This window comes from Streptomyces sp. NPDC091289, from assembly GCF_044757365.1.
Classification (GTDB): Bacteria; Actinomycetota; Actinomycetes; order Streptomycetales; family Streptomycetaceae; genus Streptomyces.
The window spans coordinates 1-13,869 of sequence record NZ_JBIVUT010000014.1; the positions used below are offsets into that span (position 1 = coordinate 1).

Here is a 13,869-nt window from a genome sequence, read left to right on the forward strand (position 1 = left end):
GCCGGGGGGGGGGGGGGGGGGGGGGGGGGGGGGGGGTGCGGGCGGGGGGGGGGGGGGGGGGTGTTTGGGGGGGGGGGGGGGGGGGGGGGGGGGGCGGCGGCCCCCCCCCCGCCCCCCCCGCCGGGGCTCAGCGCTTCGCGGGGTCCTTCCGGAACGCCCACGCCATGTCCGGCTCGGTGGCCCACTTCAGGGCGCGGCCCACCAGCGGGGTGCACAGGAGCGTCACGGCCACCGCCGCCGTGAGGGAGACGACGACCAGTCCGACCGGGTCGGAGAGCCAGGTGTAGCGGTCGAACAGACCCGCGTACTCGGCCCCCTTGATCAGGAAGCCGTGCAGCAGATAGCCGCAGATCGTGCCGGCGCCGAGCACCGTGAACCACCTGGCCCGGCCGGGCACCCAGGCCAGGAAGCCGATCGTCAGCGCCAGGGCGCAGCCGAACATCGCGAGCGTCATCACCGCGCCCGACCACCACGGGGCGTCCATCTCCTGCGCGCTGTTGGCGCGGTAGAGCCAGCCCAGCTGCAGGCGCGGGGCGATCCAGTACGCGAAGAGCAGCGCGCCCGCGAACAGCGGCAGGGACAGCAGCCGCACCTCGCGCCGCCTGACCAGCTGGAAGTGCTCGGGCTTCATCAGCAGACCGAGCACGAAGAACGGCAGGAACTGCAGGACCCGCTGAAGATCGAGGTCGTCGCCGATGTCGGGGGAGATGGAGGCGAGCATGGCGATGGCGAGCGCCACCGGCAGCGGATGGCGCAGCGTGCGCCAGATCGGCGTGGTCACCCGCCAGATGAACAGGGCGATCAGGAACCAGGTCAGGTAGAACGGGTCGATCAGGCTGATCGCCATGTCGGGCGAATCGTCCGCGTACCGCTTGAAGAGCGAATAGGCCGTCTCGAACAGCACGTACGGCACCGCGACCGAGGTGATCAGCCGCTTCACCTTGGGCGGCGTCATGTCGAACGACCGCGAGAAATAGCCGGAGATCAGGATGAAGGCCGGCATGTGGAACATGTACACGATCATGTACAACGCCCGGGTGGCGCGGCTGCCGTCCATCACGGGTTCCCAGGCATGCGCCACCGCGACGAGAACGATGGCCAGATACTTCACATTGTCGAAGTAGGGATCGCGCTTCCGCGCCGCCGCGGGCGCCGGAGCGGCGGCGCCCGACGCACCGGGCTCAGGGGCGGGCCGGGTGGCCGTGGCGGCGAGCGTCTGCTCGTGTCTGGGCTCCGACTCCCGGGTCGACTCCCGGGCCGCCGGGGGGAGCGGGGCCCTCTGAAATGCGCTCGGAGCTTGGAACATCTAAGGCACCTTAGACCGGTCGATTGCCTCCCGTAAAACTGCCGGGAGATATCGCGTGTTCCCCTCTATTCGAATGTGAAACCGTCGAACACCGCCCGCTATGACACCCTTGATCCCTCTTAAATGGGGCATATCGGAAGGATGTTGGGCGGAGTGAATTACGTCGCATCCACGCCGTCAATTGACTGTGAATGAAGTGTGGTGATGCGGAAACGATCGATGCGGTGGATATTCGGCCGCGGGGATTTCACAGCGGACACACAGGGAGCGCGCGGACGGCGCGGGTCCCGGGCGCTTCCCGCGCACCCCGGCGCACGGGGCGGGACCGGGCGCCGGGCGGTGCCACCACCGCGCCGACGCATACCCGTGAAGGATGGCGGGATCCCGTCAGTCCGTTCCGTCACCCGGCAGCAACCACGGGGGAGTTGGTGGCACGATGGGGGTGACGGGGCGCGCGGTGGTGCACGCTTCCGGGCCGGCAAGGCGGACCGACCGAGGGTGTGATCAGACGTGGCTATTTCACTGTCTATGGTGCTGCTGTTCGCGGTCATCCTGGTGGTAATGATCCGTGGCGGCTCCATCAAGGCCGGTCCCGCGATCGTCGCCGTCCTCTTCGGCTTCTTCCTGGCATCGACCGGCATGGCCCCGTCGATCAACAGGTTCATGAACTCGATAGCCGACACCATCAACCAGATCAGCTTCTGAGGCCCGCCGACGCGCGAGGGCCGGGCCGGAGGATGATCCTCCGGCCCGGCCCTCGACTGCGTGGAGCGGGCGACGGGAATCGAACCCGCGTAGCTAGTTTGGAAGACTAGGGCTCTACCATTGAGCTACGCCCGCAAGCGTCGCACCGCAGGTCTGTGGACCGCGGCACGAAGAGCATCGTAGCGGGTCGGCGGCGGTGCCCGCACACCTGTTGTGCCGGCCGCCGGACCGAACCCGACCCGATCCCGGACCGAACACCGGACGGGGCCCCGCCACCGCTCCGTAAAGCGGCGGAATCACGGCCCCCGTGCATGTACCCTACGTGTCGCACCGACGGGGTGTGGCGCAGCTTGGTAGCGCGTCCGCTTTGGGAGCGGAAGGTCGTCGGTTCGAATCCGGCCACCCCGACCACCAGCAAGATCGCATTGTGGGAGTCCTCCCCCTTGCCGTTACTATGCAAAATGCGTGCCCGTGTGTCTGATGTACCGGGCTCGGTCCGCGAAGCCGCCAATCGGCGGCCCAGCAGAACCCCAAGAAGTCAGCCACCAAGGAGACCGAACCGTGAAGAGCGCCGTGGAGACCCTGAACCCGACCCGGGTTCGGCTCAGCATTGAGGTGCCCTTCGAGGAGCTCAAGGACAGCCTCGACGCGGCGTACAAGAAGATCAACCAGCAGGTCACGGTGAAGGGCTTCCGCAAGGGCAAGATCCCCGCCCGGGTCATCGACCAGCGGTTCGGCCGCGGTGCGGTGCTGGAGGAGGCCGTCAACGACGCCCTCCCGAAGTTCTACACCGAGGCGGTCAACGAGGGTGAGCTGAACGTCCTCGGCCAGCCCGAGGTCGACATCACCGAGCTGAAGGACGGCGAGCTGCTGGCCTTCACCGCCGAGGTTGACGTACGCCCCGAGATCGAGATCCCGGACTACTCCGGCATCGAGGTCACCGTCGACGCCCTTGAGGTCACCGACGAAGAGGTCGAGAAGGCCGTGGAGCAGCTCCGCGAGCGCTTCGCCGCCACCAACCCGGTCGAGCGCGCCGCCGCCGACGGCGACGTCGTCACCATCGACCTGGAGGCCAAGGTCGACGGCGAGATCCTGGAGGACGGCGTGGCCGACGGTGTCTCGTACACCATCGGTTCCGGCGAGCTCCTCGACGGCATCGACGAGGCCGTGACCGGCCTGGAGGCCGGTGGCGAGGCCACCTTCACCTCTGAGCTGAAGGGCGGCTCCGCCGAGGGCAAGGCCGCGGAGGTCACCGTCAAGGTCACCGCCGTCGCCGCCCGTGAGCTTCCCGAGCTGGACGACGACTTCGCCCAGATGGCCAGCGAGTTCGACACGCTGGAGGAGCTGAAGGCCGACAGCCGCAAGCGCCTGGAGACCACCAAGCAGTACGACCAGGCCACCCAGGCCCAGGAGCGGGTCCTGGAGGAGCTGCTGAAGCTCGCCGAGGTCCCGATCCCGGAGAAGCTGCTCGCGGACGAGGTCCAGACCCGCAAGCACAACCTGGAGCACCACCAGCTCGGTCAGATGGGTCTCGACCTCGAGAAGTACCTCGAGATCCAGGGCAAGACCCTGGAGGAGTTCGAGAACGAGACCTCCGAGCAGGCCATCAAGGGCATCAAGACCCAGTTCATCCTGGACGAGCTCGTCAACAAGGAGAAGCTGAACGTCAACCAGGAGGAGCTCACCGAGCACCTCATGCGGCGCGCTGCTTCCTCCGGCATGAGCCCCGACCAGTTCGCCCAGGCCGTCGTCGAGGGTGGCCAGGTGCCGATGCTCGTCGGCGAGGTCGCCCGCGGCAAGGCGCTCGCCGTCGTCGTCGAGGCCGCCAAGGTCGTCGACACCAACGGTGAGGTCGTCGACCTCGAGGACGAGGACGAGGCCGCCGCCGGGGCCACGGAGACGGTCGAGGCCGCCACCGAGGACAAGGCGGAGGAGAAGGCCGAGGAGAAGAACGAGGCCTGAGCCTCGCCCTGATCCGCACGACGGGCCCCGAACGCTTCCTGTGTTCGGGGCCCGTCGTCGTATGGCCGTGCGGCGCCGGAACCCTTGTGCCCACTGCGGACCTTGCGCTCCCAGCGAACAGTTGCGGAAGCGGGATGGCGTTGTCCCACCTGCGCGTTAGGGTCCATGAAGAGGAAGGGTGGGGCAGTGACTTCACCCGCCCGGTACGAAGACGCTGAGACGGCCGGAGCCGTCAGAGACGAGCAGGTGGATACGTGACGAATCTGATGCCCTACGCCGCCGGAGAGCCGTCCCTCGGTGGAGGCCTCGGTGACCAGGTCTACAGCCGACTGCTCGGCGAGCGCATCATCTTCCTCGGTCAGCAGGTCGACGATGACATCGCCAACAAGATCACCGCACAGCTTCTCCTCCTTGCCGCTGATCCGGACAAGGACATCTACCTCTACATCAACAGCCCCGGTGGTTCGGTGACGGCCGGCATGGCGGTCTACGACACCATGCAGTACATCCCCAACGACGTCGTCACCATCGGCATGGGCATGGCCGCCTCCATGGGCCAGTTCCTGCTCACCGGCGGCGCCGCGGGCAAGCGCTTCGCGCTCCCGAACACCGACATCCTCATGCACCAGGGCTCGGCCGGCATCGGTGGCACGGCCTCGGACATCAAGATCCAGGCCGAGTACCTGCTCCGCACCAAGACGCGGATGGCGGAGATCACCGCCCGTCACTCCGGCCAGACCGTCGAGACGATCATCCGTGACGGCGACCGCGACCGCTGGTACACGGCGGAGGAGGCCAAGGAGTACGGCCTCATCGACGAGATCATCACGTTCGCGTCGGGCATCCCGGGCGGCGGCGGCACCGGTGCCTGATCCGGTTCCCACCGGACCGTCGGCACCGCTCCCGCACGACCCTCTCGTACGCCGAGACCTCCAGCCCCAGAACGCCACCAGGATGGTGAAGACCCACATGAACAACTACACCGGCGCCTCCGCGAGCGGCCTCTACACCGGCCCGCAGGTGGACAACCGCTACGTCGTCCCGCGCTTCGTGGAGCGCACCTCGCAGGGCGTGCGCGAGTACGACCCGTACGCGAAGCTCTTCGAGGAGCGCGTGATCTTCCTGGGCGTCCAGATCGACGACGCCTCGGCCAACGACGTCATGGCGCAGCTGCTGTGCCTGGAGTCGATGGACCCCGACCGCGACATCTCGATCTACATCAACAGCCCCGGCGGCTCGTTCACCGCGCTCACCGCGATCTACGACACGATGCAGTTCGTGAAGCCGGACATCCAGACGGTCTGCATGGGCCAGGCGGCCTCCGCCGCCGCCGTCCTGCTCGCCGCGGGCACCCCGGGCAAGCGCATGGCGCTCCCGCACGCCCGGGTGCTCATCCACCAGCCGTCCTCGCAGACGGGCCGCGAGCAGCTCTCCGACCTGGAGATCGCGGCCAACGAGATCCTCCGTATGCGTACGCAGCTGGAGGAGATGCTGGCCCGGCACTCGACGACCCCGCTGGAGAAGATCAGCGAGGACATCGAGCGCGACAAGATCCTCACGGCCGAGGACGCCCTCGCGTACGGTCTGGTCGACCAGATCGTTAGCACCCGCAAGACCACCGCGGGCGCATCGCTCTGACGTCGGTCTTTCCCCTTGGCACATTCCGTTTGCACGACCACGGCCGTGTGAACCGTGCCAAGGGGGGCCCGAACGGGGGCCCAGGCAAGGTACCGTCGGATAGAGGCACCAGGAGCCGCTGAACCAGGCGTCTCCCAGGCGAAGGGGAAGCACCTCGTGGCACGCATCGGTGATGGCGGCGACCTGCTCAAGTGCTCGTTCTGCGGAAAGAGCCAGAAGCAGGTGAAGAAGCTCATCGCGGGACCCGGTGTGTACATCTGCGACGAGTGCATCGATCTCTGCAACGAGATCATCGAGGAGGAGCTCGCGGAGACGAGCGAGGTGCGCTGGGAAGAGCTTCCCAAGCCTCGCGAGATCTACGAGTTCCTCGAGGGGTACGTCGTCGGGCAGGAGCCCGCGAAGAAGGCCCTCTCGGTCGCGGTGTACAACCACTACAAGCGGGTCCAGGCCGGGGAGAACGGCGGCGGCGCCCATCGCGAGGACGCGATCGAGCTCGCCAAGTCGAACATCCTCCTGCTGGGCCCCACGGGTTCCGGTAAGACGCTGCTCGCGCAGACGCTGGCCCGCATGCTCAACGTCCCGTTCGCCATCGCGGACGCGACGGCGCTGACGGAGGCCGGCTATGTCGGCGAGGACGTCGAGAACATCCTGCTCAAGCTGATCCAGGCGGCCGACTACGACGTCAAGAAGGCCGAGACCGGGATCATCTACATCGACGAGATCGACAAGGTCGCCCGCAAGAGCGAGAACCCGTCGATCACCCGCGATGTCTCCGGCGAGGGCGTGCAGCAGGCCCTGCTGAAGATCCTGGAGGGCACCACCGCCTCCGTCCCGCCGCAGGGCGGACGCAAGCACCCCCACCAGGAGTTCATCCAGATCGACACGACGAACGTGCTGTTCATCGTGGGCGGCGCGTTCTCCGGCCTGGAGAAGATCATCGAGTCCCGGGCCGGCGCCAAGGGCATCGGCTTCGGCGCCACGATCCGCTCCAAGCTGGAGATCCAGGCGAGCGACCAGTTCCAGGAGGTCATGCCGGAGGACCTGGTGAAGTTCGGGATGATCCCCGAGTTCATCGGCCGTCTCCCCGTGCTGACCTCGGTCCACAACCTGGACCGCGAGGCCCTGCTCCAGATCCTCATCGAGCCGCGCAACGCCCTGGTCAAGCAGTACCAGCGCCTCTTCGAACTCGACGGTGTGGAGCTGGACTTCGAGCGCGAGGCGCTGGAGGCCATCGCCGACCAGGCGATCCTGCGCCAGACCGGCGCACGCGGTCTGCGGGCGATCATGGAGGAAGTCCTCCAGTCCGTGATGTACGAGGTCCCGTCCCGCAAGGACGTCGCCCGCGTGGTCATCACCCCGGACGTGGTCCGCAACAACGTCAACCCGACGCTGGTCCCGCGCGAGCCGCGCACGATCGGCAAGAACGACGGCGGCCGGCACGAGAAGTCCGCGTAGCGGCAGACGACTTGCGTACGCCGAAGGGGCGCCCACCGGATGATCTGGCCGGGCGCCCCTTCGGCGTTGAGCGGTCAGATCTTGGTGCGGGAGGTGTTGTAGAGCTTGGCGGCGAGGGCCGCGACATCGTCCTGAGCCATGCCCTTGCCGGTCAGCGCGGTGCTGGCGTCGGCGGCGATGACCATACCGATGGTGCTGTAGTCGGCCCAGATGCAGACCGGCGTGATGATCTCCTTCGGCCCCTTCGCGGCGGTGCCGTCGGCCTTGCCGTTGATTGTCTTGATGTCCTGGCATCTCATCAGGGCGCCGTCGAAACCGGACGGCTTGACGTCCTCGGGGCTGCCGACGAGCGAGACCTCGTTGCCGTTGTTGGTCGCGCCCATCTTCTTCTCGGCCTCGCCGAAGAAGCTGTTGATGACCTTGGCCGGGTCCTCGACCTCGCCCCAGTAGCCCTGGAGCAGGATCATCTTCTGCGTGAGCGGGTTGTCCTCGGAACCGCCCTTGTACTGGGCGCCCGCCTGCTGCGGATTCTTGACCCCAGAGGCCTCGGCGTCGGCCTTCGACTGACCCGTCAGCGGGCCGGACGTCGCGGGCTTGGACGGGTCCTTCGTGTAGTCGTCCACCGAGGCGGCGGGCGTCAGCTTGTAGCCCTTGGTGGAGTCGGCCACATCACTGTTGCTCGCGTTGCCGGAGGTGAAGAAGTACACCCCGCCCGCGATGACCGCCAGCGCCACCACGGCGCCACCGATGATCAGCCCGGTCTTCTTCTTCGGCTGCGGGGGCGGCTGGGCGCCGTACGCCGGCTGGCCGCCGTACGGAGGCGTGGGCGGCTGCTGGCCGTACGGGCCCGGCTGCTGGGCCTGCGGGTAGCCGTAGCCCTGCGGCGGCTGCTGGGGCTGCCCGTACGGGTTCGGCTGCTGCGGGGGGACACCCTGCGGGGCCTGCTGCGGGTAACCGTAGCCGGGCTGGCCCTGCGGGGGGCCCTGGGGCGGCGGGGCGCCGTACGGGCCCGGCTGCTGTCCGTACGGTCCGGGCTGGCCCTGCGGCGGCTGCCCACCGTACGGGCCCGGCTGGTTGTAGCTCATTGCGGTGTCCCCTCCAGAATTCTCGGACCGACCGACACGTGGAGGGCGGCGTCGCGGGGCTGGGCACGCGCATCTGCGGCGTTGTCGTCAATCACCAACGCTCCGCGTTGACTCAATCCTCCGCCTTGCAGCTGCACGCACCCAGCCCCGCTCCTTCTTCCGCCCTCCACGTGCCGGTCGGTCCTATGCGTTGCGAACATCCTGACGGAAGCCGCCCTGACATGGGGGAGCGGGTCGTACACCGTTACTGAACCAATCCGTTTCAGTGCAGACCTGTGACGGCCCTAAACTGTCTCCCGTGACCGAGAACTCATCGCAGCAGCCAGCCAGCAACCCCGAACTGCCGACCCAGTACGCGCCGGCCGATGTAGAGGGGAAGCTGTACGAGCGCTGGGTAGAGCGTGGTTACTTCGAAGCCGACGAGCACAGCGACAAGCCGCCCTACAGCATCGTCATCCCGCCGCCGAACGTCACCGGCTCCCTCCACCTGGGCCACGCCTTCGAGCACACCCTGATCGACGCCCTCGTCCGCCGGAAGCGGATGCAGGGCTTCGAGGCGCTCTACCAGCCGGGCATGGACCACGCCGGCATCGCCACCCAGAACGTCGTCGAGCGCGAGCTCGGCAAGGAGGGCAAGTCCCGCCACGACCTGGGCCGCGAGGCCTTCGTCGAGCGCGTCTGGCAGTGGAAGAACGAGTCCGGCGGCCAGATCTCCGGCCAGATGCGCCGCCTCGGCGAGGGCGTCGCCTGGTCCCGTGAGCGCTTCACCATGGACGAGGGCCTGTCCAAGGCCGTCCAGACCGTCTTCAAGCAGATGTACGACGACGGGCTGATCTACCGCGCCGAGCGCATCATCAACTGGTGCCCCCGCTGTCTCACCGCGATCTCCGACATCGAGGTCGAGTACCAGGAGGACGACGGCGAGCTCGTCTCCATGACGTACGGGGACGGGGACGAGACCATCGTCGTCGCCACCACCCGCGCCGAGACGATGCTCGGTGACACCGCCGTCGCCGTCCACCCCGACGACGAGCGCTACCAGCACCTGATCGGCAAGCAGATCAAGCTGCCGCTGACCGACCGCACGATCCCCGTCGTCGCCGACCACCACGTCGACCCGGAGTTCGGCACCGGCGCGGTCAAGGTGACCCCCGCGCACGACCCGAACGACTTCGAGATCGGCAACCGCCACGACCTGCCGTTCATCACCGTCCTCGACGAGCGCGCGGTCATCACCGTCCCCGGCCCCTTCGAGGGCCTGGACCGGCTGGAGGCCCGCTCCGCCATCGTCGCCGCCCTGCGCGCCGAGGGCCGGATCGTCGCCGAGAAGCGGCCGTACGTCCACTCGGTGGGTCACTGCTCGCGCTGCAAGACCACCATCGAGCCGCGCCTCTCCCTCCAGTGGTGGGTCAAGGTCGCCCCGCTCGCCGAGGCCGCCGGTGACGCGGTCCGCGACGGCAAGGTCAAGATCCACCCGCAGGAGATGGAGAAGCGGTACTTCGACTGGGTCGACAACCTCCACGACTGGTGCATCTCGCGCCAGCTCTGGTGGGGCCACCGCATCCCCGTCTGGTACGGCCCGAACGGCGAGGTCGTCTGCGTCGGACCGGACGACGAGGCGCCCAGCGGTGAGGGCTGGACCCAGGACAGCGACGTCCTGGACACCTGGTTCTCCTCGGGCCTGTGGCCCTTCTCCACGCTCGGCTGGCCCGAACGGACCGACAGCCTCGCGAAGTTCTACCCGAACTCCGTCCTGGTCACCGGCTACGACATCCTCTTCTTCTGGGTCGCCCGGATGATGATGTTCGGCCTGTACGTCAACGACGGCGTCCCGCCGTTCGGGACCATCGTCCTGCACGGCATGGTCCGCGACGAGCACGGCAAGAAGATGTCGAAGTCCTTCGGCAACGTGGTCAACCCGCTGGACTGGATGGACAAGTACGGCTCCGACGCCCTGCGCTTCACCCTCGCGCGCGGCGCCAACCCGGGCACCGACGTGCCGATCGGCGAGGACTGGGTCCAGGGCTCGGCGAAGTTCTCCAACAAGATCTGGAACGCCACCCGTTTCGCCCTGATGAACGGCGCCACGATCGAGGGCGACCTGCCCCCGGTCGAGGAGATGTCGGTCACCGACCGCTGGATCCTGTCGCGGCTCAACAAGACGGTCGCGGACGTCGACGCGTTCTACGACGACTTCCAGTTCGCCAAGATCAGCGAGTCCCTGCGCCACTTCGCGTGGGACGAGGTCTTCGACTGGTACGTCGAGCTCTCCAAGACCACGTTCTTCGCGGGCGGCCGCCCGGCCGAGGTCTCGGGCCGGGTCCTCGGCGAGGTCCTGGACGTGATGCTGCGGCTGCTGCACCCGATCGTCCCGTTCGTCACGGAGGCGCTGTGGACCGCGCTCACCGGGCGCGAGTCGATCGTCATCGCCGAGTGGCCGGGCGACTCCGGCTTCCGCGACGACGCGGCCGAGAAGGAGATCGAGCTGGTCCAGCAGGTCGTCACCGAGGTCCGCCGCTTCCGCAACGACCAGGGCCTCCAGCCCGGCCAGAAGGTCCCGGCCGAGCTGACCCTGACCGGCACGGCGCTGGCTCCGCACGAGGCGGCCATGCGCCAGGTCACCCGGCTCCAGCCCGCCGGCGACGGCTTCCACGCCACCGCGTCCCTCCCGGTCGCCGGGGTCACCGTCGCCCTGGACCTCTCCGGCACGATCGACGTGGCCGCCGAGCGCAAGCGCCTCACGAAGGACCTGGAGGCCGCGCAGAAGGAGAAGGCCCAGGCCACCGGGAAGCTCGGCAACGAGGCCTTCCTGGCCAAGGCCCCGGACAACGTGGTCGACAAGATCCGCGGCCGGCTCTCCAAGGCCGAGGCCGACATCGAGCGGATCGGCGCCCAGCTGGCGGGCCTCCCGCAGGCCTGATCTGCTGCTGGACGAAGCCCCCGTACCCCCGACCGACCGGGGATGCGGGGGCTTCCCCGTACGTCTTCCGGACCGTTCGCCGGGCGCTGCGTGCGATGTCGGTGCCCATCCGTAGACTGGGGCCCGTGAGTGAGCCCCGCCCTTCAGACCGGCACGACGCGTCCGATCCCGACGACACCTTCGAGGAGATCGTCGACGAAGCGACCCAGCGCGACCCCGACCTGGCGGTGATCGAGGCCGGGAGCCGCACACTGCGCACCCACTCGGGCCACCCGCAGGGCGAAGCGGTCCCGGCCCGCCCGGCCGACCCCGAGACCGACAAGGCACTGCGCGCGGTGGAGCAGGAGCTCGCCGGACGCTGGGGCGAGACCAAGCTGGAGCCGTCCGTCACGCGCATCGCCGCGCTGATGGACGTCCTCGGCGAGCCGCAGCGCGCCTACCCCTCCATCCACATCACCGGCACCAACGGCAAGACCAGCACGGCCCGCATGATCGAGGCCCTGCTCAACGCCTTCGAGCTGCGCACCGGCCGCTACACCTCCCCGCACGTCCAGTCGATCACCGAGCGGATCAGCCTCGACGGCTCCCCGATCGAGCCCGAGCGGTTCATCGAGACGTACGAGGACATCAAGCCGTACGTCGAGATGGTCGACGCCCAGCAGCCCTACCGCCTCTCCTTCTTCGAGGTCCTCACCGGCATGGCGTACGCGGCCTTCGCCGACGCGCCCGTCGATGTGGCGGTCGTCGAGGTCGGCATGGGCGGCACCTGGGACGCCACCAACGTCATCGACTCCACCGTCGCCGTCGTCACCCCGATCTCGCTGGACCACACCGACCGGCTCGGCACCACGCCGGCCGAGATCGCCGGCGAGAAGGCCGGGGTCATCAAGCCGGGCGCCACGGTCATCCTGGCGCAGCAGCCGGTGGACGCCGCGCAGGTGATGCTGAAGAAGGCCGTCGAGGTGGACGCCACCGTGGCCCGCGAGGGCATGGAGTTCGGCGTCACCTCCCGGGAGATCGCGGTCGGCGGACAGCTGCTGACCCTGCGCGGTCTCGGCGGCGAGTACGACAACATCTTCCTTCCGCTGTACGGGGCCCACCAGGCGCACAACGCCGCCGTCGCGCTCTCCGCGGTCGAGGCGTTCTTCGGTATCGGCGCCGAGCAGGCCCGCTCCCTCGACATCGACGCGATCCGCAAGGCGTTCGCCTCGGTGCTCTCGCCCGGCCGTCTGGAGGTCGTGCGCTCCAGCCCGACCGTCGTGCTGGACGCCGCGCACAACCCGGCGGGGGCCAAGGCGGCGGCGGACGGCATCTCCGAGGCGTTCAGCTTCTCCCGGCTGATCGGCGTGGTCGGCACGAGCGGTGACAAGGACGCCCGCGGGCTCCTGGAGGCCTTCGAGCCGATCTTCGCCGAAATCGTGGTCACCCAGAACTCCACCGGCCGCGCGATGGACGCGGACGAGCTGGCCGCCGTCGCCGTCGAGGTCTTCGGCGACGACCGGGTCCAGGTCGAGCCGCGTCTCGACGACGCGCTGGAGGCGGCGATCACGCTGGCCGAGGAGGACGACGAGTACGCGGGCGCCGGGGTGCTGGTGACCGGATCCGTGATCACGGTCGGCGAAGCCCGGCTGCTGCTGGGAAGGGGCTGAGGGACGGTATGCGGACGCTCTGCGCCTCGACGCTGATCGGCGAGTTCTTCGTGATCGGCTTCGCCGGTCTCGTCGCGATGAAGCTGGACGACGCCTCCATGGCCCTGGTCTGGACGGTGTGCGGCATCGGCATGGCCCTGTCCGTGCTGCTGTGCGGAATGATCACCCGGCCCGGCGGTGTCCAGCTGGGCTGGGCGCTGCAGATCGCGCTGGTCCTCAGCGGTTTCGTGGTCCCGACGATGTTCATCCTGGGGCTGGCCTTCGGCGGCCTGTGGTGGGCCTCGATCCACTACGGCCGCAAGATCGACGAGGCCAAGGCCAACTGGGCCGCCCAGCAGGAGGCCGGCGAGGCCACGGCCTGAGGTCGCGAGCCCGCCGGACACACGCGGCCGGCCCGCCCGGGCCCCGAAGCCGGCCCGTCCGGGCCCCGGAAAACCGGGGCCCGAAGGTGACCCTGGGTGAACCCGGGCGCAGACCCGTCTCCGTACCCCTGTAATCTCGCCCTCACCGCACCCGTATGCCTGGCCTTGCAAGGAGCCGTACATGACTCAGCGCACTCTCGTCCTGCTCAAGCCCGACGCGGTCCGCCGTGGCCTGATCGGCGAGATCGTCGGCCGCATCGAGCGCAAGGCGGACTGGCGGATCACCGCGCTGGAGCTGCGCACCCTGGACCACGAGACGCTGGAGCAGCACTACGGCGAGCACAAGGGCCGCCCGTTCTACGAGCCGCTCATGGAGTTCATGGCCTCCGGCCCCGTCGTCGCCCTGGTGGCCGAAGGTGAGCGGGTCATTGAGGGCATCCGCACCCTGGCAGGCCCCACCGACCCGATCGCCGCCGCGCCCGGGTCGATCCGTGGTGACTTCGGCACGATCACCCGGGAGAACCTCATCCACGCCTCGGACTCCGAGGAGTCCGCAGAGCGAGAACTGAAGCTTTTCTTTCCGGGACTTTCCTGACCCGATCGGCCAAACAGCGCTGTACGCCTGGGGCGACCGAAGTAATTCGGTCGCCCCTCGGCATAGGGTTTGGGATCGCGGGAACGCATCCCTCCGACGTAACGTCACCATGGGTAGAACGGCCACCCGTTCCGCTCACAATGGCGAAGGACCCTCGCGCTGTGTCCGTGCATACGGCACTACGATGGAAGC

Annotated in this window: 11 protein-coding genes and 2 tRNA genes; 10 read left to right on the forward strand and 3 right to left on the reverse strand. The window is 68.5% G+C overall.

The window, feature by feature from the left end:
* Positions 1 to 127: 127 nt before the first annotated feature.
* On the reverse strand, positions 128 to 1,306 hold the full coding sequence (locus tag ACIQPT_RS19630) for an acyltransferase family protein (RefSeq protein WP_401157159.1): 1,179 nt from the start codon (positions 1,304 to 1,306) through the stop codon (positions 128 to 130).
* A gap of 510 nt (positions 1,307 to 1,816) precedes the next feature.
* On the opposite strand from ACIQPT_RS19630, the gene ACIQPT_RS19635 reads away from it, so the two are divergent.
* The gene (locus ACIQPT_RS19635) at positions 1,817 to 2,011 is read left to right on the forward strand and encodes a hypothetical protein (protein WP_026290750.1); all 195 of its coding nucleotides are present in this window, start codon (positions 1,817 to 1,819) and stop codon (positions 2,009 to 2,011) included.
* Positions 2,012 to 2,072: 61 nt separating this feature from the next.
* Here the strand turns inward: ACIQPT_RS19635 and ACIQPT_RS19640 are convergent.
* Positions 2,073 to 2,146: transfer RNA gene (locus tag ACIQPT_RS19640), tRNA-Gly, on the reverse strand.
* Positions 2,147 to 2,345: 199 nt separating this feature from the next.
* Between ACIQPT_RS19640 and ACIQPT_RS19645 the strand changes: the two genes are divergently transcribed.
* The 5 genes from ACIQPT_RS19645 to clpX all read left to right on the forward strand — a co-directional run bounded on the left by ACIQPT_RS19645 (position 2,346) and on the right by clpX (position 7,066).
* Positions 2,346 to 2,422, forward strand: a tRNA-Pro gene (locus ACIQPT_RS19645).
* A 150-nt stretch (positions 2,423 to 2,572) separates the two neighbouring features.
* Positions 2,573 to 3,973 carry a trigger factor gene (tig, locus tag ACIQPT_RS19650; protein WP_401157160.1) on the forward strand — a complete coding sequence of 467 codons (1,401 nt, stop codon included), beginning with the start codon at positions 2,573 to 2,575 and terminating at the stop codon, positions 3,971 to 3,973.
* Between the two features lie 266 nt (positions 3,974 to 4,239).
* Positions 4,240 to 4,845 (forward strand): ATP-dependent Clp protease proteolytic subunit, encoded by a 606-nt coding sequence (locus ACIQPT_RS19655; protein ID WP_030077754.1) that lies wholly within the window; start codon positions 4,240 to 4,242, stop codon positions 4,843 to 4,845.
* An 82-nt stretch (positions 4,846 to 4,927) separates the two neighbouring features.
* Positions 4,928 to 5,611: an ATP-dependent Clp protease proteolytic subunit gene (locus ACIQPT_RS19660; protein ID WP_030077756.1), complete on the forward strand. Its 684-nt coding sequence runs from the start codon at positions 4,928 to 4,930 to the stop codon at positions 5,609 to 5,611.
* 156 nt (positions 5,612 to 5,767) lie between these two features.
* On the forward strand, positions 5,768 to 7,066 hold the full coding sequence (gene clpX, locus ACIQPT_RS19665) for an ATP-dependent Clp protease ATP-binding subunit ClpX (RefSeq protein ID WP_228922617.1): 1,299 nt from the start codon (positions 5,768 to 5,770) through the stop codon (positions 7,064 to 7,066).
* A gap of 74 nt (positions 7,067 to 7,140) precedes the next feature.
* Here clpX and ACIQPT_RS19670 read toward each other — a convergent pair whose 3' ends face one another.
* Positions 7,141 to 8,151 carry a hypothetical protein gene (locus ACIQPT_RS19670; protein ID WP_401157161.1) on the reverse strand — a complete coding sequence of 337 codons (1,011 nt, stop codon included), beginning with the start codon at positions 8,149 to 8,151 and terminating at the stop codon, positions 7,141 to 7,143.
* 298 nt (positions 8,152 to 8,449) lie between these two features.
* On the opposite strand from ACIQPT_RS19670, the gene ACIQPT_RS19675 reads away from it, so the two are divergent.
* The 4 genes from ACIQPT_RS19675 to ndk all read left to right on the forward strand — a co-directional run bounded on the left by ACIQPT_RS19675 (position 8,450) and on the right by ndk (position 13,677).
* Complete coding sequence (locus ACIQPT_RS19675; RefSeq protein WP_401157162.1) at positions 8,450 to 11,071, forward strand: valine--tRNA ligase; 2,622 nt, start codon at positions 8,450 to 8,452, stop codon at positions 11,069 to 11,071.
* Positions 11,072 to 11,196: 125 nt separating this feature from the next.
* On the forward strand, positions 11,197 to 12,720 hold the full coding sequence (locus tag ACIQPT_RS19680; protein ID WP_401157163.1) for a bifunctional folylpolyglutamate synthase/dihydrofolate synthase: 1,524 nt from the start codon (positions 11,197 to 11,199) through the stop codon (positions 12,718 to 12,720).
* Between the two features lie 8 nt (positions 12,721 to 12,728).
* The gene (locus ACIQPT_RS19685) at positions 12,729 to 13,082 is read left to right on the forward strand and encodes a DUF4233 domain-containing protein (RefSeq protein WP_401157164.1); all 354 of its coding nucleotides are present in this window, start codon (positions 12,729 to 12,731) and stop codon (positions 13,080 to 13,082) included.
* 181 nt (positions 13,083 to 13,263) lie between these two features.
* Positions 13,264 to 13,677, forward strand: a complete 414-nt coding sequence (gene ndk, locus ACIQPT_RS19690; RefSeq protein ID WP_030077767.1) for a nucleoside-diphosphate kinase — start codon at positions 13,264 to 13,266, stop codon at positions 13,675 to 13,677.
* Positions 13,678 to 13,869 lie beyond the last annotated feature (192 nt).